This is a genomic window from Sporosarcina oncorhynchi (genome assembly GCF_033304615.1).
GTDB lineage: Bacteria > Bacillota > Bacilli > Bacillales_A > Planococcaceae > Sporosarcina > Sporosarcina oncorhynchi.
In genome coordinates, this window is sequence record NZ_CP129118.1 from 2,109,883 (window position 1) to 2,134,886 (window position 25,004).

Consider the following 25,004-nt stretch of genomic DNA (forward strand, 5'->3'; position numbering starts at 1 on the left):
TACATTCACTCTGGTAAACAGCTGTTTTCATTTTCATTTCTGATGCTTTTCTAAAAAGTCCAGCATCATCTCATAGACTTTAATTTCGTTTTCCTTTTTGGAGAAGCCATGCCCTTCATCATCTAATACAAGATATTCAACATCCCGGCCTTGTTCTTGCAATTTGGCTACGATTTGATCGGACTCTTCCTTCACGACACGTGGATCCTTCGCCCCTTGGATGACAAGCATCGGTTTAGTCATTCCATTCAAATAGGTGACAGGTGAATCGTTGATAAAGCGTTCCTTGTCACGCTCAGGATCACCAAGCCATCTTTCCATAATTGGCTTCCAGTGTAGTGGTACCGAATTGACAAATGTGAATAAATCAGATGGTCCGAAAATGTCTACAACAGCTTTGAAATACTCTGCATGCCTTCCATGAAGTAACAATGCCATATAGCCACCATAACTTCCCCCAACGAGGAATAAGCGATTACTGTCCGTTATTCCGTTTTCGATTAACCAATCGATTCCCGCAAGACAATCCAGACGAGGTCCCTCTCCCCAATCCTGTTCAACCAGTTTCGTAAACGCTGAACCGTAACCTGTACTCCCTCTAAAGTTCGGGGCAAAAATTGTATAGCCACGATTCAGGAAGCATTGGAACATCGAACGGAACATTTTCCTTTCAGATGCTTGTGGTCCACCATGCGGCCAGAAAATTGTAAAGCCGTTATCATTTTCGGGCTTTGCTTTGAATAATAATGCTTCAATTTCCATGCCATCAAATGATGTATAGGAAATGACTTCTGGGTCGACCATGTCATCCTTGCTAACACCTAGCACTCGATTTTCTGTCAGGCGTTTCCACTCTTTCCCGTCTTTGGACAAATAAATATTTTGCGGATTTGTAGCGCTTCTTCCTAGGATGTACACATTTCCAGATTTGGTATAGTGGATTTGGTCGATGACATCGACTGGAAGATCGCAATCCGCTAAGTCCCCGCCGTCTACCGAATAACGGTATAATTTGTCCGTTACACCATTTATCGTTAGAACATACATATCCCCGTTCTCTTTATTCCATTTAATCGTCTGAATACTTTCACCTTCGACTTCCAACACTTTAGAAAAGGACTTGGATGCGATTTCAAATTTAGCCAAATATGCATTGTCACTTTCATAATCCGTCACAAAAAAGATTGTTTCGTTGTCTGTGAATATCGGATCATAAGCGACATGTACTTTTTCAGGATCGGGTGTAAGATACAATGTTTCCTCACCAGTTTTGACGAAACTTATAGCATACGTATTTGCAAAAGCACGAGAATATACGAATGATTTCTCATCATCTGACACAGCTGCCAATTCAGTTGGTGAAGTTTCGCCGATATTTATAAGCGTATCCACACCACTTTCCAGATTGCGAATATGGGTGTTCAGGAAAGACGGGTTTTCTTTTGATGTTACATAATAGACACGCTTGCCATCTTCACTCAAATGGCTAAAGTAATATTTTTCATCCGGCTCACCAGTTATTAAAGGCTGCGGCAAACCGCCCTCAAATGGAATAGCATAAATCTGATAGTTTTCATCCCCATCTTTATCAAATCCAGCAAGGACCAGATTATTTCCCGGTGCAAATTTAATGAAATTACATGATTCGTCACGATGGGCAAATAAGTACGGAGATGTACTCGGCAAATCCATAGCCCATAAATTCATTTTGCCATTCAGATTCGTGTTAAACACGAGCTTTGTTTCATCACTGTTTACAGCGAAATTTGTAATTGCATATGTCCTGAAAAACTGTTCAACTGTAGGTTTTGCGAATGTTACCACTCTTATTCCTCCCTAGATGAAACGTCTATTTGTCTATTAGTATATCATCTTTTAAATTCATTTTTCAATTTTGAATGAATAACCACACTTAACAAAAAACTACCCAAACATAGGGTAGTTTTTACTCAAGCTTTTTCTAATTGTTTTTCCACCATATCACCGATGAAAGGCAGTTTAAAATACTTTCCTTGATATGCTTGGTACATCATGAAGATCATCAATCCAAACACAACTGGACCCATTAGTAAGCTTAAAATGAAACCGATGATTGGGATAAAGCCCAATAAGATACTAATTAATAAAACTGCTACCGCTGTAAATACAGCTTGTAATGCATGGAATCGGATAAAACGATTTTCCTTTTCCATGAATAGGAAGACTAGCCCAATAATAAAGATATAGCAAAGCATCCCGCCGACATTTTCAGTAAGTCCAATAGACGTTTTTCGCTGCTCTGTATTCATTGCTGCGGGTAAGGATGTACTTTCATTACTTGCATCCGTTTTATTTACATGTTCATTTTCGCTCAACTTGATATCCCTCCTTTTCTACTACTATATTGATGTGTATAGAGAATGATACATCTTGAACGTTAAGGGACGGTTAAATAGCAAACTTATATCCGAATCCCCTTACCGTCTTGATAAAATCATTTCTACCTGAATGTTGATTCAACTTTTTCCTTAAATTGCTTATATGCACTTTCACAGTTTCAGGTGTACCATCTGTATGGTATCCCCAAATATGATCGTATAGTTGCTCGGAGTTCCATACTCGTGAAGGATGTTGTGCGAGGACCAGAAGTAACTGAAACTCTTTATGGAGTAATTGGACAGGCTTTCCTTTATAAAAAACTTCACATCGTTCACTATCAATTTTCAACTCTCCCGCGCGAATGATTGATGACTGTCTTGTATTCTCTGTTATCCATTCATCCCTTCTTAACAGAGCCTGAATCCTCATTTCTAATTCCTGAAAGTTAAAGGGCTTTGTTATATAATCATCTCCCCCGACGGTGAAACCTAACATTTTGTCTTCGGCATCTCTTTTGCAACTCACAAACAAAATTGGAACTAACGATGTTTGACGGATTCTTTTACAAGTTTCAAATCCATTCATTCCAGGCATTTCAATATCCAGCAAGATAACGTCAGGATGCTTTTCCTTAACGATTTCAATTGCGGACAAACCATCCTCGGCCTCGTACACACAGTACCCAATTTTTTTCAGAAATAAATGAAGAAGTTCACGAATGCCCAACTCATCTTCTACAATTAACACAGACTGCTTTGGCACAACTACTACACTCCTTTCTCCATTCGGTTTACGTACATTGGCAGCTCATGCAAAACTGCGGACTTCCCCTAACTCACTCGTGTTGGACAACTCACCATAATGCACTTGAACGATTTCATTGCTAAAAACAGAAAGATTTCTATTTCAATTAGTGGTGGATAAGTTATTTCAACTAGACGTTTTGTCAGGTCAGTCTGATTAATTAGTTTGAAATTTACCCAATAAGTCGTAGTTCTATATCCGAAGTTTGTTACTGTTTGATATAAATTTACTAGCCAATAGAACTTCGTCAATTGGAAGTAGATTCGTTCGATCTTCAAAAAATGAAGTGCTTTTGTAAACGGTGTCTTTTCTACTGATGAAAGAAGTTCAATAGCATTTGAAGTTCCAGTGTTTCCAATTGTGGATTGAATACCATTTACTCCTATTGTGATATACAACAATCGTTAAACGAAGGAAAATAGATAATACTTTCGCTTTCGCAACTACTTGCAACTCTCCGAGACTTCTTTTGTAAAAAGTATAGAAATCAATTATTCAATCACACGTAAAATATTATGACTATTTAATTAATGATAGAACAACTGTTAGATTTTTACAACTCTATTTATTTTTTTATACAAGAAAAACCGTCCCCTATTATCAAGGAACGGTCGATATGACTAAATAGCTGATTCCACAACTTCTGCTTTCCTTGCCGGCTCAGGCTCTTTACTTTTGTTTGCCAATGTTTTAAATTTAGAAGATACACCGAGTAATTTGTTGTGCAGGTCAACAGATGGCGTTTCGTTATAAATACTTTTTTGGTACGTATTCACCATGGCAATTGTAACCAACGGATCAATTAATGCTCTTTTCATAGTCAGGGTCAGTATATAGGCACCAATAAGGGCTATGAATCCAAAAAACATACCCATATCGGGATTGTTCAATGTCAACAATTTAGACAGGCCCATTAAGGGAAGAGCAAAAATCAGAAAGGTTACAATACCAAATGCGAAGATGAATATAACCGCTCCTGTTGCAGTTTTTAAAATACCCTTCCAGCTTTGTGCATATAATACGACCCCATCACATGCAGACTTCCACACATTTTCTTCCCTTTTCTCATTCTTTCTAAGAATGATATAGCTGACGACTGCTTCGTCAATATAATTCAAGCTGACAGACATGATTGCATTGACGATTCCAATGATGTTTTTTATGCCTGGAACAAAACTAAAAGAATCGCCTACCCGCAATACCCATCGTTGAATTTGCCGGACAGCTCCATGCACCGCTTTGTCGACGACAAAGGCAACGTTCGCTGTACCAAAGTTTTGCTTCACTTGTTCCTTCCCATATGCAATCTGCCCTTTTCCTTCTGGTATTTTCCCAGTCTTGATCAGTTCGACAACTACGGAAATGTGGCCAACCTTTACTATATAGAGCACATATTGTTCAAGGAACCGTAGTCCACCACGTATGACCCCGAAAGTGATCACCATAAGAACAATGAAAGCCATCGAACTGTCACCGAACACTTTATGCAATAGAAAACCGATTCCAATCATTATGCCTAAGAAGACGAGTGCAACAACTGCAAAGACGCCATAAATTAGCAAGCGCATAAGTAAAAAAGGGATTGTTTTGGTGATCAACTGGATTGTAGACAAAATTCCTGCTCCTTCCTCAACGTAAAACGTTTTACTGTGTAAGTAGTTTGATACAGAGTTATCTAGACGTGATTCAATTCTGTTTACAAATTTAATTATTCTGTCGTTTTCTCCGTTCGTTCATTCAACCATACTCTTGTCACACCATCGTTTCCTTCTTTAAATTCAATAATAAAAGTCTTCAACTCTTTCTCCCCATAGATTTTCCCACCACTTTCTGATTTACTCTGGGTTGTAATGGAATATCTGTTGTTTTCCAAAAACTCTTTGTACAATGCATAAAGTTCTTTCCATGACTTTTCGACATTATATTCTCCATACTGTTCAGTGGCATGATCATAAACTCTCGTGGATGTCGAAGTAACTGTAGCACAATCAGGCATAGCAAGATTTTCAGGCATTAGTTCATACAAATCTTCGTAATCTTCTTCGCAGTCTTGTTTATTTGTTAATTTATCCGCCAAACTCGATTCTTCTGCATTAGAATCATCTGTTTCATCTTTCATTGCTTCGTCTGTTATTTCCACTTCAACTTCAATATCCTTTTTTTTCACATCTTTTTCGCTAGCGACTGTATGGACACCATCCTTGGAAATTTCAAGCGTTTCTCCATCTCCAAACGAGAAAGAACATCCAGCTAGAACAACGGACATTAGTAGTAATATGAAAGGTAAACGAAAATTCATCTTATCTCCCCCAACTATTTTCTATCTTTACTGTAAGAGATGAATGTTAAGCTAACGTTAAGTGGAAGAACAAACTTTCATTCTATAATTACCACTCAAATTATTTCACTTTATCCTTCCATTTATTGAAATAAGTAGTTGTCATCTCATAACCATTATCGATCTTTTCAGCAATGAAATGTGTCCGTTCAAAAAGGACAGATTTCAAGAAATTCAATTGATGAGAAAATTTCTCCAGCAAACCTTCATGCTGATTCAACTGCTCGGACATTTCATGTTGTAGAATCGTCTGTTCTTCCAATACTTTTGAGAAGTTTATCTGTTGTTCGATTTGCGTGTCCATTCTCGTTAGTAATTTCGCTTGATCGTTATCAACTTTTTCCAACCGTTCTGATATTTCGTTATTAGAATGGTTAAGGCTTTCTATTTTCAAAACGAGTTCTTCATTCAATCTTCGTTTATCTTCAATTTCATTTTGAAGTTTTTCATTTAACTGATCTAACCGTTGAATTGATTCGATGACATTTGTCTTGAATTCATTTTGCTGTAGTTGCTTTTCAATGATTTCTTCTAATTGCATTCCTGTCGATTGCCACCGGTCTGTTTGAATTCTGCTGTGTTTTCGCATTTGTTTTTGAAGTTCCTTGTGCTTCTCATTCAATAACTCGAATGCTTGCCGCTGTTCTACTACCGCCTCAGTGAAAGAATCCGAGTGGAATGTTGCCTGATTGCTGACCGGTTTAGCTTCTTCGTCCTTATATAAACCCAAATGGTCTTTTTTGTTTATGAATAACCCCATTGCTCATCCTCCTGTTATCTGCTTTTACTAGCATATGAAAAACAACCTACTTCGGTACAGAACTCTTGCTTTAATCATCACGACAAAAAACCGTCCCTCGAAAGGAACGGCTTGAACACTTTAATTACTTTTCAAAAACTTGGTGCAAAATTTTTCTTGCTTCTACATTATTCAAGTTTTTATTAATGGTATTATTCGGTTTCGTGCGGAGCGAATTAGCGAATGAATTAGCAGCTTCTGCTTCACCTACAACATAAAGCTCTTTCCAGTCCAACTCTTTTCTCATCTTTTCAACAATTGTCGCCATTTCTTTATAGAAACGCTCTAGATTCTCTCTCAATCGATCGTCTAGATCATCTACGTGGCTACCGCCCATTCCTCGTTGCTTCGCAGGGTTCATTCCTTTTTGTTCTCGCCAAACTTCGAGCCCCGCGTCAAAGTGATATGTTTTTTCGCCATTAATAAAGCCCATCGCTGTATCGAGAACACGGACTTCCCCAAAGCTTGGTAATATGACACCTGCTTCAGGGTATGCTTTTAACATATATTCCATTTCTTCGACAATCGGATGGTCTTCCCAGTGGAAGCTGGTCTTCACTTGTACTTGTACGTAATGGACTGACCATAGTTCAGGGTCTTCCGCAGCAAAAATAACGACTCCTTTATTCAAGTCGTTTTGATTATTCTCGATTTCTTTAACGATTTTATCCCTTAGTTTTTTATAGGACTTGAGTTCCTTTTCGTCTTGAGACGCTTCCAAATACTCCGTAATTCGCTTCAATCCATTTTTTAGATGAATTTTCCAGGCACCATTCTGTTGCTCCGGATCAGCGGGGTTGGTGTTCAAATAAACACTCAACACACAACGTGAATCACACTTGAATTCTTTAAGGTCTTTCAACTCTTCACTTAGTGACATGTATCCCGAACCTCCTTAAAAGTATGCTCTTTTGTAGCATACCCTGACCAGTTCATTCTAAAACGAATTAGTGGTCGAATAGGAGTTTATTCATTCATGCCAGGTTTCTTTTAATCCTGCTTAACTTTTATGATTTGTCCAGATACTGCATCAACATGTACTTCATACTTCATTCCTTCATTTGTTCGAATATCAATTTCAAAAATCAATCCGCTATCTTTATATTCTAATTCAGCCTCTACAACTTCGCCTGGTACTCGCCCACGCGCTATTTCCATTGCCTGCTCCATCGATAAACGTCTGTATTTAGGGTGCTGCCAATGATTTTCCCAATGCTCATTTTGCATTTGATTCATTTAATCTTCCTCCTTCAATAGGCTTTTCGTTCCATTCTATTCTTTACCTATAAAAATGTGACTCATTACGAATAAAAACAACGCTTATAGCCATATTAATTAGGATACTGATATCGAAAGGAGCGGGATAAATTTGGGAAGAGACGAACATAAAAAAGGCAGCAATAACGCAGCTTCACTACCTCAAACACCCAAAAACCAGAAGATTAAGCCTAAGGATATGCAGGCAGAAATAGCAGAAGAGTTTGCAGAGTTGCGTAAGAATAAGAAGAAAAAAGAATTTAGATGGCCTTAACCATAGCCCTGCACTTTTCATAAGTGCAGAGCTATTGTTATCAGTATCTTCTATCAATTATGAAAGTAATGTGACGTCCTATTTTTGGCACCTTGTTCCAACCCAATCGCTCCGACAATGACATCATGTTGATAAGCTACTGCAAAAGATTGTTCCAGTTTCAAATCGGAAAAATCATTTGAGAGCGTATTGTATATTTCAGCTTTTGTATTTCCACAATAACCAACATGGTTTTCCATATCGGCGTTCATCTGTTGTAGAAAAGTCGCAAGTTCTTCAATAGACCGTGGTGGTTCAATTCGAGTATTCATCTTCTATCATCCTTTAAATTATTTATTCATTCATATACGCAAAAAACGTTTCAGCTACTTCATACTCAACGGATTTACAAATTTGAAGGGAGTATGGACAAGTTGAATCCACTTCTTTTTCGATGTATGAAATCCCTTGTTGTCTTGCATCATTGAGCTGTTGGGCTAGCAAAACATCCAACAATGGTAGATTCTCTTGCCCATCAACCCCAGTCCAACCAAGCTCCCAGCTGTTATTGTCACCTTCATACATCAAACTGAAAGCAATTACCTCTTTTTCTTTCAGAACAACATAGCTATGACTTTCAAGCAATTCATCAAATGCGATTTCTCTCCATGATTCCAATGAATGATCGCCGACCGGATTACTCATATGTGTTTCTGTATATGTTCTTCTAAAGAGTTCCACTAAACTGTCCATGAGATCGATATCTTCACTAATTTGAGCTATCGTTGTCAGCGAGTTCATAATCTCTTTTTCGTGTTTGTTCGGTCTAATATGTACAACTTCCGTTTTCCGAATCATTTTGAATTGCTGTTTTTTTAGTACATCCCGTAAAGAACTGAAACGATCGTCCAGTAAAAAGAATAAGGGTTTACTGAATTCCTTGCTTAGAAACTCGGCAGCAGCTTGAAGCAACTTTAAATCAGGACTTGCTAAATCATATGCTAACCGGATATAGACACAATGAGGATGCCAACCACTTTTATGTGCCGAAGCATAGACAGGACTACTATTTCCATCTAAAAATTCAAAAATTCCTTTATTATGATTTGAATTAGCGCTTGCTATGATTGCACCATGCAAATCAGTATGCTTTTTGAAAACATCTTCTATAAAAAGTAGATTACTATCGCTATAACTTTGTAACTTATTCATTTTCAATCCAATACACCTTCCCATCATCACTGCGGTTCATGAAACGATAGTCAATGAAGTAGCGCCTAATCGTTGCAAAATCCAGATAAATCTCTTTTAAAATCATGTTCACATCTGATTCTTTATACTCTTTTCGGACTTCAAAACGCTTTATTATTTCTTGGGCAATAATATACTTCCGTTTTTCTTTGCTTGGGAAAATACCAAGTGGGCCGTCTATTCCATGTTTAAAATAGTTCTTCAATACTTTTTCTCTTTCACTTTCTGTTATATCAAAATGAATCTCCAAATAAATCATTCCTTTTTTCCGTCTACTTTTTCATTTAGATATGTTATCTTTTTATCATTTCTTCGACAATTTCATTAAACAATTGAGGATTCGCTATAGGAAAACCATGTCCTATGTTCGGAATGATTTGCATTTCCGTTTTTTTATGACAATCGACTATCTTTTTGGCGGATTTCAGAAGCAATCCTTTCTCTTTACCTCCAACTGTCACTAAAATACGAGTGGTACTTTCCGAAAGATTGTCTGGAAGTGAATAGGACATATTTTCTTTCAGTATTTCTACAAGAGTTGCTGCTTTCATTTTCAAACTTTCTTTATAATATCGTTCAAAGTATTCTCCATCCATATACAACTGCTTCGCTTGGAGTTTGGCAAAGGACTTATTTTTGATGAGTGGAAAAGTCGTTTTTATTGTGGGTGCTATTAAAGCGTTAACGAACTTCATCGGAATAACTGTCGCACTGTTTATAACTGCTGTGGTGATAAGTGTCGGTGCTAGATGAATCATCTCCAGACAGATTTGTGCACCGATTGAAAAACCTACAATATGTATGTACTTTCCAGTTCCTTTTTCTTTAATCAAATCTATCAATTCAATCGCATTTTCCCGTATTGAAAAGGTATTTTCATCACTTCTGTCACCATGTCCTTGGAGAGTGGGTACGATACAGTGATATTTACTGAAGTATTCAATTTGCTTATCCCACATCCAACCACCAACACCGCCCCCGTGTATAAAAACCAGGAGCGGTGCATGCTTGTCGCCATATTCTTCATAAATCAACTTTTCACTCATGCGTTTTATCAAATTTCATAATATGCGTCGTTTCTGTATCGGAATCATCAAATGTAAAACCTGTTGCTCGATAGAAAGCATCTGATTTTGATGATTCTGTTCGGACAGTAATCTCTTTAAAGTGATTTTTTGCATGATCAATAATTGCATTTTGAAGCAATGTGCCGACGCCCTGACGCCTAGCTTCTTCCAACACATAGAAGCGTTGCAAGCGCGCCACATCTTCATCATCAGTAAACGGCGAACGGTTAATGCCTCCTATGGCGACAATTTCACCAGATGGATTGTTAACTGCAAACAGCGCTTCCCCTTCTTCGCTAAACGTATTCGTTTGATCTTCAAAGTCATTCACCAAACGTGATACAAAACGATAGCCTTCTTCTTCACTCTCTTTCACAAGCTTTGAAACGTCTATAGTACTCAAGTCTTCCACTCGTTTAACTTCGTATTTCATGTAGTCTCCTCCTCAAAGTTGTTTATATCGTTATTATTCGACAAACGCGCACAAAAAACCTGCGTATTCATAAAATAAACCCTATTCGTATTTTGTAAATAGAAATGATCATTCAAAATGAATATTGCACACTCATCGTAGCCGTTATGATGATTTGCCCTTGCTCGATTGGCGTGGATGACATATCAGACATAGCAACCGACTTATAGAGGACAGGGTTGTTAGCAGCAGGTAGTTCCGTCACTTTGATTGGTTGTGGTTGGATAGACAATTTAAGAGATTGGGCAATCGTATTCGCTTTCAATTGGGCATCTTTCAATGCGTTTTCAATCGCTTGCTGCTTGTAGATAGATTCGTCTTCCACGCTAAATTGTATATTCGATACCCGGTTCACTCCGTTTGCAACAGCTGTATCGATGACAGTGCCGACTTGCTGCATGTCAGTGAGCTTGACGGAAATCGAATTGTTCACTTCATATCCTCTGAAAATCTGCTTGCCATCGATATAATCGTATTGTGGAGATACGGTATAGGATACTGTACGTATATTTTCTCTAGGTACCCCCAGTTGCAAGATAGACTGAATGACTCGGTTCATAATTTCAGCATTTTGTTCTTGAGCAACACTAACTTGTGCATTCACAGTACTAACTTCAATCTGCACCGTTGCAACATCTGGTTCAACCGCAACTTGACCGTTACCGGTTACTGTTATCTTTCGTGTAGAATGCTCATAACGTTGAGAGATATATGGGTAATACATATCAACACACTCCTAGTTTTTGTAGTACTCGAGTCTATGCTAAATTCGCATTGAAAATTAGAAAGAGCCAGTGACTTTTTCTCCACTGGCTTCTGAATGAAAACTATAAAATTTTACTAAAAAACGCTTTTGTCCGCTCATTTTTTGGATTACTAAAGATTTCATTCGGCTCTCCTTCTTCTACAAGCAAACCTTGATCTAAAAACAATACTCGATCACCCATCTCTTTTGCAAATCCCATTTCATGCGTCACAACGACCATGGTCATCCCTTCTAAGGCGAGCTGCTTCATGACGTCAAGAACTTCTTTTACCATTTCAGGGTCAAGTGCTGATGTCGGTTCATCGAACAGCATGATTTTTGGTTTCATGGCGAGAGCCCTGGCGATGGCTACCCGTTGCATCTGTCCGCCCGACAATTGTTCAGGATACGCATGTGCTTTATCTGATAAGCCAACCTTTTTAAGAAGTTGATAAGCCAAATCTTCCGCATGTTTCTGTTTCATTTTACGGATCTGGATTGGGGAAACAGTTATATTATCCAATACGCGCATATGAGGGAACAGATTAAACTGCTGAAAGACCATGCCGACTTCCCTCCGGATTTCATTGATATCCGTTTTAGGGTCGTTGATTTTCACGCCATCAATGATCACTTCGCCTTCAGAAATTTCTTCAAGTAGGTTCATGCATCTCAAAAAAGTACTCTTGCCCGAACCACTTGGACCAATGACACATATCACTTCTTTTTCTCTAATTTCATAATCAATGCCTTTTAACACATGCAGATCACCAAAGGACTTATGAAGATTCCTCACACTGATCATTGATTATCCCCTCCTATTCTTGAACGTCTATTTGAAGAAATTGACCTTCTAGAGGATGGAACATAACTATTGCTAAATCGGTTCTCAATATACGTAATAAATTTTCCGAATATAAACGTCAGTATCAAATAGAGGATTGCAACTGTTAAATACGGCTCCCAGAATCTTGAATAAGCACCTGCCACCACTTTTCCTGCATATAATAAATCGCTAGCCGCGATGACAGTAACAAGTGAAGAGTCCTTCAATAGAGCAATTAATTCATTGCCAAGTGGCGGGATCATTCTCCTGAAAGCTTGAGGAAGTATGATTAGTTTCATAGCCGTATTATGTGGCATGCCGAGCGAACGGGCAGCTTCCATCTGGCCTTTATCAATGGATTGAATTCCTGCACGGATGATTTCTGCGTTATAAGCGGCACTGTTTAACATTAAGGCTACTGATCCCGAGACAAAAAATCCTAATGAATGGCCAAACATACTCGGGATTAATGCAGTATGGATTAATAAGATTTGCACGAGTAAAGGCGTCCCGCGGAAAAAATCGACATAATACTTTGCTGGATAGTAAATCCATTTTCTCTTTGACAATTTCCCTAACCCAACAAATAAACCTAAAATGAATCCTCCGACATAACCTACTGCGGTCAGCGCTAACGTAACCCAAATACCTCTGATGAAAAGCTCACGGTAACTCCAAATATTTTCGAACATCTCAATACGTAGACCTAAGAACTCCATAACGCTCACCTCCCCGATGTGAATAATTGTTGCTTACAATTCAACAATCACTCCACATCAAAACCGGTGATTTCTTTCAGCTTTCCGTTTTCCTTGATCTTTTTAATCCCGTCATTCAACAAGTCAACAATCTCCTGGTTCCCTTTCTTAACCATTAAACCGTAGTATTCTTTTTCAAAGCTATCATCTTCGACTGTTTTCAACTTTACTTTCGGATTATTCACTTTGTATTCTATGACTACTGCGTTATCTCCAACAGCTGCATCTGCATTTCCATTAATCATTTCACTGATTGCTAGCGGCATCGTTTCAGCTGCGACGATATTTTTATTCGTTTTACCTAGCAGTTTTTTTACGGCTTTATGTCCTGTCGTATTAATTTGAACGGAAACCTTTTTGTCTTTCAAATCATTGAAAGACGCTACATCCGAACTCTCTTGAACTAAAATTAATTGATTAGCAATAAAATAAGGATCAGAGAAATCGAACGATTGCTTACGTTCTTCGTCTATCGTTATTGAAGAAACGGCAAAATCAATTTCTTCGTTATCTAATGCTGGGAATAACGGCTCCCATCCATAGTTTTTATACTCCACTTCAAATCCTGCAGCTTCTGCAATGGCATTGACGATGTCAATATCAATACCGACAATATTCCCTTTCGCATCCATATACTCCATCGGTGCATATGTTGCATCCGTTCCAACAATCAATTTCTTTTTACCATCTGTATTTGTCTGACTCGCTCCGTTCGTATTATCAGTTTTTGTGCCACATGCGACAAGGACAATAGATGTACATAGCACTGCGGCCAGTAACAATAGACGTTTGAATGTTCTCCCCATAAAACAGTCCCCCTCAATTTGTAGTAAAAAAGATAAATCGATACTTTACTAGATTATAGTCGAGATAAAAGAAATCCACAACCGAATATTTTCAATTTACGCCATTTTATAAAAACTAATTGAATTTCTCTTGATTGCTACTAACAGAAAAAAAAGATCCGCATCTCGATTTAGAGATACGGATCTTTTATGTGTTGCTGAAATAAGAAAATAAAGGTTTAATCGTTCAATTTAAAAGATTGGTGGTAATGTGACAGCAACCATTAATAGGAACAAAATCGCAATATAATTGACGGAATACATGAACATGACATATGCCCATTTATCGTCGTCTTTTGCAAAGAAACCGCGAATTGAGACGGCTAGGAAGCCAACATTCAAAATCGTTGCCAGAACGACGAAGACCATTCCGAGTGCCCCCAAATAGAAAGGTAATGGTAATAGACAGGCTGTGTAGACAAACATTTGGCGTTTTGTCATCTTAAAACCTCTTACTACCGGTAACATTGCAACATTTGCAACCTTATACTCGTTATACTTACGCATTGCAATCGCGAATGTATGTGGCATTTGCCAGATGAACAAAATAATAAACAGCATGATTGGAACCATATGATAGGATGGTGCAATCGCTGCCCAACCAATCATCGGCGTGACAGCACCTGAGATGCTTCCGATTACCGTATTCAATGTGTACTTCCGCTTTGTCCACATCGTGTACATTATGACATAGGTGAACCAGCCAACAAATCCGTAGATAGCTGCTTCCATCGTCGTAAACATCAGCATGATTAAACCTGCAGCAGACAAACCGATTCCGATGCCAAGAACGGTATTTAACGATATATTACCAGTCACTGTTGGACGTTTCTGAGTCCGCTTCATAACCGTGTCAATATCAACATCGTACCAATTGTTCAATACAAGTGCACCAGCCATAAGAATCGTGCTACCAATGATGGTCAACCAGAATAGCCTGCTGTTTGCTAATAACGAATCGCCAGTAAAATGAAGTGCTAGCCAAAATCCGACAAATACAGGTAAAGCATTAGCTATCAGTACAGGTGCTTTAAACAATGATTTGAAATCACTAATTAAAGTGCTCGCGCGTTCTTTTTCAATTGTAGTTTTAGTTTCAGTAAAAGTAATATCCATTTCTTTCGTCATCTATATACGCTCCTTAGAAGCATTCTTAACTATCATCCCTTTCATCATATCATTTCATTCCTATTTATTTAAAGGTTTATCGCTTTTTATTCAGAAATTCACATACTAGTCTCTCGGACCGTCACAAATTATTCAAAATCGCCTTAGACAGGCAAAATCAAACAACCCATTTCTAATAAAAAAGAGAGCCTCCGAAGAAGCCCTCTGTTTTCACTGTACAATAATCCCTATAAATAGAATAAAAATAACCATCAGAATATAAAAAGCAATGACTAGCGCAAACATACCAGCAGTCACAATTAGATAGGCTTTCGAAAAATTGTTTCTCGGATCCTTTTTATCAGTAGCCCAAATAATAAGCATGACAATATTCACAATCGGCAACGCTGTCAGAATAATTGTGATGATCCAATCTTTTAAAGACATCATTTGGTTGGTCTGTTGTAATTCATTTATTTCCAATTTATCCACCCCTTCTATTCTTTACGTTCGTTCCTGAAATAAGTTTCAAATTTCTGTAGATATGTATAGTTGGTCATGTTGTCGGTCATGTTAAATGGAAACAGTAAGAAAGGATGACCTGTTAAAATGAAAAAATCGACTTCCTTCATAAATATCGTCCTAAGTATCATTTTATTAACAGCCTGTAGCAATCAAAACCTGATTCCTGTAAAAGAAGCTAAAGATATTGTCGATACATATGGGATTACTGCATTCTCTGTCATTATTGATACGAAAGAACAAAGTGAAGCGTTATCTGCAAGCTTTTCCGAAAAGAAAGAACGGTCAGAAGCAGAGTATTTACATAAAAAAGATGAAGTCCAACTTCATGGTAAGAAAGCGCTGACAAAAATTTCAGGTATCTTAGAGGAGATGGATATCGATCCGGAGACGGACGAAACAACTCTCATCAAAAAAACTGCCGACGCCTTTGAATTTTCAGATTTTAAAACAATAAAAATTGACATCACTTTCAAAGGACACGACGGAAAAAAAATATCCATGTCAAAATAAATGAGATATCGATTGCAACAAAAGCAATTGATATCTTTTTCCTATCGGGCTTCCATTTGCGAAAAAAAGGGTATTGGATAGACAAATCGTTTTTTGCAACTAGATAACCGACGAGGAGGAAATTCAATGGAGTGGAAAGGCAGAAGAGGGAGTCAGAATGTCGAAGATCGTAGAGGATTGAGTGGTAAGGCTGTCGTTGGAGGTGGAATAGGGAGCATTATACTCGTTCTCGTTGTGTTATTTATGGGTGGCGATCCATCAGATATACTTTCTAACGTGACATCAACACCGTCCAATACAGAATATGTGGAAACTGAGCAGGATAAAGAACTGGCGGAATTTGTATCCGTCGTCTTAGCGGAAACGGAAGATGTGTGGTCAACTATTTTTGAAAAAGAAGGGATGGTCTATAGAGAACCGACACTTGTTCTGTTTTCCGGTAGCGTTCAATCCGCTTGTGGAATGGCCGGTGCTGCGGTAGGCCCTTTCTATTGTCCAGCCGATGAGAAATTATATATTGACTTAAGTTTCTATGATGAACTTCAGAACAAGTTTCAAGCCCCTGGAGATTTTGCGATGGCCTATGTTATCGCACACGAAGTCGGACACCATGTCCAAAAGCTTCTCGGTACTAGCGATGAGATGGCGAAGATTCGCAATCAGGTAAGTGAAGAAGAGTATAACAAATATTCGGTACGTCTAGAGTTGCAGGCGGACTATCTAGCAGGGGTCTGGGCACATCACGCACAAAGCATAGGAATTCTAGAAGAAGGCGACTATGAAGAGGCTTTGAAAGCAGCCAGCGCTGTTGGAGATGATACGATTCAAAAAAGAGCACGAGGATATGTTGTACCTGAAAGCTTTACCCACGGAACATCAGATCAACGTAAACGATGGTTTTCAAAAGGGTTTAAAGCGGGCAATCTACGTGAAGGCGACACTTTTAATGCTGTGAATCTTTAAATAAAAATCGACCGAAAATTGTTCGGTCGATTTTTGTATTCAGACGATGTCTGAGACTTTTTTTGATTGACTATCGAGTTCTGATGCAGATGAAGCGATAGACTGAAAATCCTCCATCGCAACTTCAATATGTTGCTGACAACGTTCAATATACTCTTTTGCTAGTGCAGTACCACTTGAGATATTCAGAACATCTGTCGAGATCGCTTCAACACCTTGTCTAACTTCAACAATTGATTTTTCAACATTTGCGGACAGTTTTCTCACTTCTTTTGCGACAACATCAAATCCTCTGCCATGCTCCCCTGCACGTGCCGCTTCTATTGCGGCATTGAGTGCGAGCAAGTTTGTCTGCGCAGCGATTTCTCGAATTGTTTTGACGATGAGTTGAATACTTTCGGCATGAACGCGTAAATGGGCTAGAATTTCCTCATTTTCACTGGACGTTTTAGCGATATATTCGATGATTGTTAAAAGTTCTTTGCTGCGGTCAATACCGACATCCGCACGCTCAGTCAATCCTTCGGACATATTGCGAAGCTCCTGTACAACAGAGGTGATGGACGTCTGCCGTTTCGTAATGTTCGTCGCTACTTTGGAAATACCGATTACTTTCCTGCTTCCTTCACTGAATATCGGCATATATGTTGCTTCAAGCCAGACGGGATGGCCATTTTTATCAATTCTTTCAACTTTGCCTTGCTGACTAATACCTCTTAATAGTTCACTCCAAAACTTTTCGTAAGCTCCACTTTTCACGTACTCAGTGGGGCAAAACCTCTCATGTGAAGTACCAACCATTTCTTCAACTGTATAGCCCATTGCTGTTGCGAAATTCTCATTAACGTAAGCCACTTTATGATTCGTATCAAAACGGATGATTGCCAGATTCTCTTCAATGGCCCTAACAACATGATCGTCTGTTACCATTTCCACTGTTGTATTCACACTTCCACTCCCTCAATATACCTAAGCAGTGCAAAAGAAAAGACAAGCTTCAGTAGAAAGCGAGCCTATTTCATTACGCATATAAGTCTATTAAATCATAAAATGTGTAGAATTGGAATACCTTGGGCATAACAAATCTGAATTTATTTTATGTTTTAATTACTTCAGGAACCGACTATGATGTTGTTCTCAAGATTATTCAATGTGGATAATATGCTCAATGCAGTTAAGTAACTTGTTTTCGGATTATCGGGCGAGGGATTATTTTTAATGGTCATTTCAAATTCACCAAAGCCACCAAACGCTTTTATATGATGTATATTTTTTGTAACGTGGGGATCTGCGATGATTTTTACGTTTGTCTTATCCACTCCGAGCCCCGCTAGCGACAACGCGATTGCGACATTTGCATTTTTAGGGAATCTATTAATCGCCTCAAATGCCGATCCTTCAAAAACTACTTTTTCCTGTACAAGTGAAGCATCAGTCAGTGCCGTAGCTGGTTTGCGGGATGTCAATGTGACAGCCTCTAACTCCCCTGCTAGCTTAGTAGCTTTAATCACATCAAGTCCCCCGATTGCTCCTGACGGCAAGTAGACTTTTTGTTCCGAAACAGCTGCTGCTATTTGAAGTTTTTCAGTAAATTGTGAGTCTGCCATAGCTCCAATGCTTATTAATAGAAGATCTTTCTGATGGACTATTTTAGTTGCATACTTTTTGGCAACCTCGATATTTGCGCATTCAATAATTAAATCGATATCTTTCTGCAAAAACGCGTCTATTTCATAAAATGGTTCACAGCTATATTTTTCAGCTAATCGATTCAAATCTAATTGGGACTTTTTTCGTTCGTCAAAGATGGCAGTGATTTTAGTATTAGCAATGACATGTTCTTCATTTATTTTCTTTAAGAGGAATGTACCGATTGAGCCTTTTCCAATTAAACCAATATTGATAGGAATCAACCCTTTCTATTTTAAATTCAGTATATATGAAAACCCCCTTCGGATGAACCGAAGGGGGTTTCATGTTGCCAATTAATTATTGAGTAATTGTAATTGGCGTTGCAGTAGACAATTTGTTTCCTACCGCATCCATTATAGAAATAGTGTTTAGCGCTTTAAATACTAAGCCACTATTAATATCAGCTGTAGATACGTTGTCTTGTAGTGTGAAAGTGACAGATTCCATTCCTGGAGTAGCCGTTGTTGGACTTGTTACAGTAGTTTTACCTGCAACAGTTGCTCCACCAATCACCAATTCAAAATCTTGCGTTCCATTAGTTGTTGTTACTGCTTCGGAAAATGTAACTTTAACTTGGTTAGTCCCTACTAATACTGCAGACTTTACAGTCGGAGCAATATTTTCATTTAATGAAACTATGCTCGTAGTGTACATTTCCATAACTTTAGTAGAACCAGCTGCTTTTACGTTTTGAACGCTGATATTGCGAACACCTGTGAATGTGTTTGAACCTTTTTGAAGATTCAATACAGCCACCTGCTTACCATCTATAGCAGGCTTAAGTGTTACTGATTCAATAACTGCGCCAGAAATTGTATAGTTTGCTACATTACTTGCAGAAGCACCATCAACCTCTTTATTAAATGTTACATTTACTTTATTATTGTCTGAAGTATCCTGTTCGATAGCTTCAACGCCTACTACAGCAGTGTTTGCTGGCGTACCGTCAGTACCTCGTACGAATGATACTGCAGCTTTTGGAGCGACAACTCCGAATTCACTTGCAACGTTATTAAATGTCAAATCAAGTGTGTATGCAGCACCTTCTACATCAAAAGTAGTGCCGAGGAATGTATCCAATTCTACACGGATTACTTTTTTGTTTAGAGGATTTTTATAGGCTACTGAAGTAGCTGTAAGATCAGTTTCACCAATCGTTGTAGTAACATAATTTTTAACGAACGAACCAGTTGCATCAACTGTTGGAGTTGAACCAAGATCAACATTCTTATCGAATGTAAGTTCCAAGTACTGTTTCATATTCGTTTCGTCTGTAACTACCGCGCTTGATTGTACTTTCGGTGCATTAATATCTGAAACGAAAGTGACAACTTTAGTTGTTGTTTCGCCCGCTTCACCGCTTAGGTCGACAGCGTTGCTTACCACAACTGTTTTAGCATTATCTAATACAGATGTTGTTGTAACGTTGTAAACAGTCGGGTCAGTTGAATCTTTAACAACAGTTATTCCAGTCATTCCAGAAACCGTTACCGTTGGTGCTGCTTGTAATTCTTCTGAGAATTTAACTGCAAATGATTTCGCGCCAGTTTGTGTAATTGTTGAAACAACAGGTTTCACACCGTCTTTGTCACCTTTTTGGAAAGTAACAGTCGTAGGATTAGGTGAAATCAGGTTTTCTGCCATATCTCTAGTTCCTACAAATGATGCAACGACATCTTGGTTAGCTGCAACATCAGAACCAATTGTGAAAGTAACTTCTTTCGCGCCGGCAGTAAAGTCATTCGTTACGCCATTGCCTGATCCGCTTACTACTGTACCGTTTGCAAGCTTGTACGTTACCGTTCCTAATTCCTTAATAGGTTCAGAGAAAGTAACTTTAAATTTGCTAGCTGACAATCTATCAGTCTTCACAACTGTAGGAGCAGTTTTATCTGCAGTTAGAGTTACCATTCCAGTGTACTTAACGATATTTTTACCGTTATATGATTTTACATTGTCTACGACTACATCATAACGCTTAGATAGTACATTTTGTGCAGTAATAGTCAATGTTTTACCGTCTGCTGAAAGCGTACCTGTCAAGTTGCCTGGCGTAATGCCGTCAAGTGATGTCATTGAAAGTACGTCTGTTTTGAATGTACCGTCAGCGTTCAACAATGTCGCTTTATCTACAGGAAGATTAAAGTGTACTTGTACTTGAGTAGCACTCAAACCTTCTACTGAAGACACTTCCAAGCTGTTCGGTTCTGCCACTTTCACAGTAACGACTACATCTTCTGCATTGTTTCCAGCAGCATCTACAGCGCTATACGTGATTTTATAAGTGCCGTAGACTTTAGTGTCAATAGCAGTAAGTCTTTCGCCAGCTTCGTTTGTGATAACTGAAGTGACTTCAACGTTCTCATCAACGTTGTCAGTTGCAGTTACAACTGGAGCTGTGAACTCTTTACCGTATTCCACGTTAAGTGTTTTTTCACCAGTGTATACTAGTTTTGGTGCTTCTGTATCTACTTCTTCTCCTACTTCTACGTTAGAAGTTTTGTAGAGGAATGAAGCGAATTGACCGCGCGTTGTTGTGTTTTTAGGGTTGAATTGCGGTGCAACCGGGTTTGTGATATCGAAATAGTCTAGTACGTCGATGTATGGACGAGCTTCCGCTTTTGCTTTCGCAAGGTCCGTTACGTCTTTATCGAACTCTGTTTCTTTGACTACAGTAACTAGATCTGTTTTATGAATAGCGTCATATGCTCTGACAAGAACGATTGCCATGTTTTCACGTGTAATATCGAGTCCTGCTCCGAGTGTACCATCCGCATAACCATTAAATACGCCATTGTCTTTTACCAATGCTGCGTATTTAAGAAGTTCGTCGTTTGATTTAGATGTAAGATCCTTGAAACGTGGGTTTGTCTTGTAATCTGCTGGGATTTCATAGTCTAGTGATACTAGCCATTTACCCATCATTTTGACAACATCAGAACGAGTCAATGTTTTATTTGGTTGGAATGTACCGTCGGGATATCCGCTAATAACACCTGCTTCTACTAGTGCTTTGATAGCTGGTTCGTGCGTATTCCCTTTCACGTCGGAAAACTCCGCTGCGCTAACTACTGGCGCGACTGCCGATGCTACCAATGCTGCTGATGCTGCACCGATCATGAAATTACGATATTTCTTTGGTTGGTTGTTACCCATAAATAATTTCCTCCTCTGAGATGTACTAATACTTGAAAGCTATGCATCCCATATACATATACCCTCACCAACTATTATTAATCATATTTTATGAAATTGATAGAGGTATTAACTGGTTATAGTTCCAGTCTATTAGCCTTTTGGCGTAAAATATAATACTAGTTTGCTAACAGATTTGAATCGTTAAAAACAATTATTCATTATTTTTTTATTCAGGATAAAGACTTAGCCAAATTGCTCTTATTTTAAACACTTACAAATTGAAAATATCCCACACATCTTATGGCCTCTTTTTCAAGAACTTCTTATAGATAGGTTGTAAAGCTTTTGGAGTCAGTTCAATATTGTTTTCATGTGCGTATTTTACGGCATGTCCGAGTGCAACTGTCATACCACCTGCCACGCTTGCACCGACGACCATACCCGCACCGGGTACTACTTTAACAACTTGACGGAATATCGTTTTTCCAATATTCCCGACGATTGTTGCGATGATCAGTTCTTTTGCATTGTCTTTAGATATTGGCTTTCCGTAGAGCGTGGACAATTTCAACATGAGGCTCACTTGAAGAGCAGTAAGCGGAACAAAATCGGAACCAGGGATTGGAACGGCTCCGATAGCCGCGGCAGAAGCACCTGCTCCTAAAATCCACCGTGTCGCGATTGCCGATTTATCGGCCATATTACTGGCCATTAAGATGTCCTTTTTTTTTGACTCTAATATATCGAGGACTTCTTTTTGAAGCATTTGAATGTTTTGTCCCGTACGCGATGAGATGGGTGTGACTGGATATGCATAATTGGTATGGTCCTGGACATATTTCACAAGGCTCGGTATATCGTCTGCAGCATCGATTTTATTTAGAACAAGAATCATGTCTTTATTGACGCTTGCTATTTTCTTCAATGAAATCAATTCCGCTTCGGATAAAACTGTGCCTGCTGCATTTAAGAAGAAAAGAATTACGTCTGCCTCTTTGTAGAATTTCATTGTTTCCGCGGAATGCTCGCTGTAAATGTCGTCCAGGCCGGGAGTGTCTACGAAAATGATATTTTCTTTGTAGATGAATTTATTAATTGTTTGCGTTTCTCCAGGTTTTGCCCCGACTTCCGCGACGTCTGATCCCATCAAACGATTGATTGTCGAGGATTTACCTGCATTGACGTCTCCAATCATCGCTATTAGGATTTCGCTTTCCAATTGCTCATTTATTTCCGTAGATTTCTCATCGAATATCCGGTCAAACTCCTCGTCTGACATCCAATCTTTGTTCATAAGTAGCACCTCTTTACTGTTATGGTGAAATTCGCTTATCTTATATACGCTTTATTAGTGGAATAAGATTCAGTTAGTTAATCATTACCCTATAATCCGAATAGTTAAAGCTGTTGTTTTTAGAGATTTAGGGGGATGCTTAAAAAGTATTATTCTGTATAGGTTGACCGGATTTTCGAGATGTTGAGCGGTTTTGAAGCCATGTTGAGCGGATTTCCAAGATGTTGAGCGGTTTCGTGGCCATGTTGAGCGGATTTCCGAGATGTTGAGCGGTTTTGAAGCCAACTTGAGCGGATTTTCAAGATCTTGAGCGGTTTCGTGGCCATGTTGAGAGCATTTTCGAGATGTTGAGCGGTTTCGTGGCCAAGTTGAGCGGATTTCCAAGATGTTGAGCGGTTTCGTGGCCAAGTTGAGCGGATTTCCAAGATGTTGAGCGGTTCTGTGGCCAACTTGAGCGGATTTCCAAGATGTTGAGCGGTTCTGTGGCCAACTTGAGCGGATTTTCCAGATGTTGAGCGGTTTCGTAGCCATGTTGAGCGGATATTCCAGTTGTCGAGCGGTTCTGTGGCCAACTTGAGCGGATATTCGGGATTTTGCGAACTGACTACTTTACTGCAGCCAACAATAAAGATCCTTTCATTAAAAGGCACAATACTTGAATCTAAACCCATATAAAAAACCATATCTTTTTTGCTAGATATGGTTAATTGCTAAGGATTCAATCATCAAATGCCTATAAGCTACTCTCTTCTACTTTTCTTATAAACAAATTAAGATGACTTGTGTAAACTTCTGGTTGTTCACTGTGCACTAAATGTCCTGCAAATGGCACAATTGCAACATGTATTTGTTCATTTTGAATAGGGTATTGGATAGCGCCTACTACTTCATGCTTCTTTTCTTCTCCAACAATAAAGAGTGTTGGGCAACTCAAAGTCGAGACATCCCGCGTTTCATTGAAAGGATACCAGTCTTCCACCATCGATTGCTTCAGAAACTCTCGCCAATCAGATTCGTGAATGGAGTCAAAATAAATTCCTGCTTCTTTATTCTCCAATACAGCTTTTTGCATGCGGACATCCAGTTGTCTCATCTCTTCCCAATTGCTTGGTTTCTCAGGAGTAATTCCTGATAGCGTTAAACTAATGAGACGATCCGGGAACATTTTTGCAAATCGTAATCCGACTAATCCTCCAAGTGAACAGCCGACTATATGAGCTTTTCCCAATCCTAAATCATTCATCGTTTCCCACACATCAATAGCCGCTTCATCGAAATATTTGTGAATATCCAGCTGATCCACACGCGATTTACCATGCCCTCTTAAATCTACAACGACGATTTTATACTGTCCTTTGAAGTAATTCTGTTGAAAACTAAAATCAGTTTCGCCAGTTTGAAGTCCAGTATGTAAGAATATAATGGGACTACCCTCTCCTAGAACCTTCGAATGAAGAATCATTTTATTGTCCCCGCGTTCATAAGCAACTTCAAATCATCCCAATGATACGCAACTTCTTTAAATTGTTCTCCCGCTATATCAATCATTGTTTCATCAATCCTTTTTCCGCCCAATGACTCATAGAACTTCTTAGATGGATTCTGGTCAAGTACCCAAACTAGTAATGAACTAAAGTTAAGTCTTTTCATCTCTTCTGCTAGTTTTCGGACTAATTGTTTTCCGACTCCCTGGCCTTGTACGGATTGAAGAAGGTAGATTGCATAGAGTTCTGCATCCGCATCGTAGTTTCCTGTGCGCTCTTTGCCGCCCGTTGCAAAACCGACAATTTGGCCGTTCTCTTCAGCAACGTATAAGGCGCTCTTGCCGATCCCGCGTCTCCAATTTTCTGCTCGTTGCTCATAGGATAACGTTCTTAAATAGTCATTCGATACAATCCCTTTATAAGTTGTCCGCCAACTATCGACATGAACGCGTGCAATTCCATCTTCATCGCCCATAATCGCTTCTCTAATAATCATCGTATTCCCCCTCACTCGTATG

General features: G+C 38.8%; 30 protein-coding genes. 3 read left to right on the top strand and 27 right to left on the bottom strand.

Features of this window, described 5'->3' with window-relative positions; translation table 11 throughout:
* Positions 1-33: 33 nt before the first annotated feature.
* The 9 genes from QWT69_RS10125 to QWT69_RS10160 all read right to left on the bottom strand — a co-directional run bounded on the left by QWT69_RS10125 (position 34) and on the right by QWT69_RS10160 (position 7,535).
* Positions 34-1,824 carry a S9 family peptidase gene (locus QWT69_RS10125; protein WP_317965345.1) on the bottom strand — a complete coding sequence of 597 codons (1,791 nt, stop codon included), beginning with the start codon at positions 1,822-1,824 and terminating at the stop codon, positions 34-36.
* Positions 1,825-1,949: 125 nt separating this feature from the next.
* Entirely contained in the window at positions 1,950-2,354 is a 405-nt protein-coding gene (locus QWT69_RS10130; protein WP_317965347.1) for a DUF4870 domain-containing protein, read from the bottom strand.
* Positions 2,355-2,427: 73 nt separating this feature from the next.
* Positions 2,428-3,120: a response regulator transcription factor gene (locus QWT69_RS10135; protein WP_317965349.1), complete on the bottom strand. Its 693-nt coding sequence runs from the start codon at positions 3,118-3,120 to the stop codon at positions 2,428-2,430.
* A 68-nt stretch (positions 3,121-3,188) separates the two neighbouring features.
* A complete protein-coding gene (locus QWT69_RS17315) occupies positions 3,189-3,563 on the bottom strand; it encodes a 7TM-DISM domain-containing protein (RefSeq protein WP_431312278.1) in 375 nt (124 codons plus the stop codon).
* Between the two features lie 219 nt (positions 3,564-3,782).
* Positions 3,783-4,775: a hypothetical protein gene (locus QWT69_RS10140; protein WP_317965351.1), complete on the bottom strand. Its 993-nt coding sequence runs from the start codon at positions 4,773-4,775 to the stop codon at positions 3,783-3,785.
* Between the two features lie 95 nt (positions 4,776-4,870).
* Positions 4,871-5,461: a hypothetical protein gene (locus QWT69_RS10145; RefSeq protein ID WP_317965353.1), complete on the bottom strand. Its 591-nt coding sequence runs from the start codon at positions 5,459-5,461 to the stop codon at positions 4,871-4,873.
* A gap of 100 nt (positions 5,462-5,561) precedes the next feature.
* A complete protein-coding gene (locus tag QWT69_RS10150) occupies positions 5,562-6,260 on the bottom strand; it encodes a hypothetical protein (protein WP_317965355.1) in 699 nt (232 codons plus the stop codon).
* Between the two features lie 124 nt (positions 6,261-6,384).
* Positions 6,385-7,179, bottom strand: coding sequence for a VLRF1 family aeRF1-type release factor (locus QWT69_RS10155; RefSeq protein ID WP_317965357.1), 795 nt, complete (start codon positions 7,177-7,179; stop codon positions 6,385-6,387).
* Positions 7,180-7,289: 110 nt separating this feature from the next.
* Entirely contained in the window at positions 7,290-7,535 is a 246-nt protein-coding gene (locus QWT69_RS10160) for a PepSY domain-containing protein (protein ID WP_317965359.1), read from the bottom strand.
* 133 nt (positions 7,536-7,668) lie between these two features.
* Between QWT69_RS10160 and QWT69_RS10165 the strand changes: the two genes are divergently transcribed.
* A complete protein-coding gene (locus QWT69_RS10165) occupies positions 7,669-7,830 on the top strand; it encodes a hypothetical protein (protein ID WP_317965361.1) in 162 nt (53 codons plus the stop codon).
* Positions 7,831-7,883: 53 nt separating this feature from the next.
* Here the strand turns inward: QWT69_RS10165 and QWT69_RS10170 are convergent, their stop codons facing one another.
* From QWT69_RS10170 to QWT69_RS10220, 11 genes are all read right to left on the bottom strand, one after another.
* Positions 7,884-8,141 (bottom strand): hypothetical protein, encoded by a 258-nt coding sequence (locus QWT69_RS10170; protein ID WP_317965363.1) that lies wholly within the window; start codon positions 8,139-8,141, stop codon positions 7,884-7,886.
* A gap of 22 nt (positions 8,142-8,163) precedes the next feature.
* Entirely contained in the window at positions 8,164-9,021 is an 858-nt protein-coding gene (locus QWT69_RS10175; protein WP_317965365.1) for a hypothetical protein, read from the bottom strand.
* The gene (locus tag QWT69_RS10180) at positions 9,014-9,310 is read right to left on the bottom strand and encodes a DUF2087 domain-containing protein (protein ID WP_317965367.1); all 297 of its coding nucleotides are present in this window, start codon (positions 9,308-9,310) and stop codon (positions 9,014-9,016) included. The genes QWT69_RS10175 and QWT69_RS10180 overlap by 8 nt, the downstream gene beginning before the upstream one ends.
* Before the next feature lie 43 nt (positions 9,311-9,353).
* The gene (locus QWT69_RS10185) at positions 9,354-10,094 is read right to left on the bottom strand and encodes an alpha/beta fold hydrolase (RefSeq protein ID WP_317965369.1); all 741 of its coding nucleotides are present in this window, start codon (positions 10,092-10,094) and stop codon (positions 9,354-9,356) included.
* Positions 10,095-10,098: 4 nt separating this feature from the next.
* Positions 10,099-10,560 (bottom strand): GNAT family N-acetyltransferase, encoded by a 462-nt coding sequence (locus QWT69_RS10190; RefSeq protein WP_317965371.1) that lies wholly within the window; start codon positions 10,558-10,560, stop codon positions 10,099-10,101.
* A gap of 112 nt (positions 10,561-10,672) precedes the next feature.
* Complete coding sequence (locus QWT69_RS10195) at positions 10,673-11,323, bottom strand: SIMPL domain-containing protein (protein WP_317965373.1); 651 nt, start codon at positions 11,321-11,323, stop codon at positions 10,673-10,675.
* A gap of 103 nt (positions 11,324-11,426) precedes the next feature.
* On the bottom strand, positions 11,427-12,149 hold the full coding sequence (locus QWT69_RS10200) for an amino acid ABC transporter ATP-binding protein (protein WP_317965375.1): 723 nt from the start codon (positions 12,147-12,149) through the stop codon (positions 11,427-11,429).
* Positions 12,146-12,889: an amino acid ABC transporter permease gene (locus QWT69_RS10205; protein ID WP_317965377.1), complete on the bottom strand. Its 744-nt coding sequence runs from the start codon at positions 12,887-12,889 to the stop codon at positions 12,146-12,148. The genes QWT69_RS10200 and QWT69_RS10205 overlap by 4 nt, the downstream gene beginning before the upstream one ends.
* A gap of 47 nt (positions 12,890-12,936) precedes the next feature.
* Positions 12,937-13,734: a basic amino acid ABC transporter substrate-binding protein gene (locus QWT69_RS10210; protein ID WP_317965379.1), complete on the bottom strand. Its 798-nt coding sequence runs from the start codon at positions 13,732-13,734 to the stop codon at positions 12,937-12,939.
* 231 nt (positions 13,735-13,965) lie between these two features.
* The gene (cyoE, locus tag QWT69_RS10215; RefSeq protein WP_317965381.1) at positions 13,966-14,901 is read right to left on the bottom strand and encodes a heme o synthase; all 936 of its coding nucleotides are present in this window, start codon (positions 14,899-14,901) and stop codon (positions 13,966-13,968) included.
* Positions 14,902-15,111: 210 nt separating this feature from the next.
* Entirely contained in the window at positions 15,112-15,363 is a 252-nt protein-coding gene (locus QWT69_RS10220; protein ID WP_317965383.1) for a hypothetical protein, read from the bottom strand.
* Positions 15,364-15,489: 126 nt separating this feature from the next.
* Here QWT69_RS10220 and QWT69_RS10225 point away from each other — a divergent pair, with 126 nt between their 5' ends.
* Positions 15,490-15,915, top strand: a complete 426-nt coding sequence (locus QWT69_RS10225; RefSeq protein ID WP_317965385.1) for a YusW family protein — start codon at positions 15,490-15,492, stop codon at positions 15,913-15,915.
* Between the two features lie 126 nt (positions 15,916-16,041).
* The gene (gene ypfJ / locus QWT69_RS10230) at positions 16,042-16,878 is read left to right on the top strand and encodes a KPN_02809 family neutral zinc metallopeptidase (protein WP_317965387.1); all 837 of its coding nucleotides are present in this window, start codon (positions 16,042-16,044) and stop codon (positions 16,876-16,878) included.
* Between the two features lie 39 nt (positions 16,879-16,917).
* Here the strand turns inward: ypfJ and QWT69_RS10235 are convergent, their stop codons facing one another.
* The 7 genes from QWT69_RS10235 to QWT69_RS10265 form a co-directional block, all read right to left on the bottom strand.
* Complete coding sequence (locus QWT69_RS10235; protein ID WP_317965389.1) at positions 16,918-17,826, bottom strand: methyl-accepting chemotaxis protein; 909 nt, start codon at positions 17,824-17,826, stop codon at positions 16,918-16,920.
* Positions 17,827-17,990: 164 nt separating this feature from the next.
* Positions 17,991-18,791: an aspartate dehydrogenase gene (gene nadX, locus QWT69_RS10240; RefSeq protein ID WP_317965391.1), complete on the bottom strand. Its 801-nt coding sequence runs from the start codon at positions 18,789-18,791 to the stop codon at positions 17,991-17,993.
* A 76-nt stretch (positions 18,792-18,867) separates the two neighbouring features.
* Positions 18,868-21,726, bottom strand: a complete 2,859-nt coding sequence (locus QWT69_RS10245) for an S-layer homology domain-containing protein (RefSeq protein WP_317965393.1) — start codon at positions 21,724-21,726, stop codon at positions 18,868-18,870.
* A gap of 280 nt (positions 21,727-22,006) precedes the next feature.
* Complete coding sequence (locus tag QWT69_RS10250; protein WP_317965395.1) at positions 22,007-23,002, bottom strand: YcjF family protein; 996 nt, start codon at positions 23,000-23,002, stop codon at positions 22,007-22,009.
* A gap of 149 nt (positions 23,003-23,151) precedes the next feature.
* A complete protein-coding gene (locus tag QWT69_RS10255; RefSeq protein ID WP_317965397.1) occupies positions 23,152-23,685 on the bottom strand; it encodes a hypothetical protein in 534 nt (177 codons plus the stop codon).
* Positions 23,686-23,735: 50 nt separating this feature from the next.
* Positions 23,736-24,464, bottom strand: coding sequence for an alpha/beta fold hydrolase (locus QWT69_RS10260; RefSeq protein ID WP_317965399.1), 729 nt, complete (start codon positions 24,462-24,464; stop codon positions 23,736-23,738).
* Entirely contained in the window at positions 24,461-24,982 is a 522-nt protein-coding gene (locus QWT69_RS10265; protein WP_317965401.1) for a GNAT family N-acetyltransferase, read from the bottom strand. Before QWT69_RS10265 ends, QWT69_RS10260 begins: the two co-directional genes overlap by 4 nt.
* Positions 24,983-25,004: the final 22 nt, after the last annotated feature.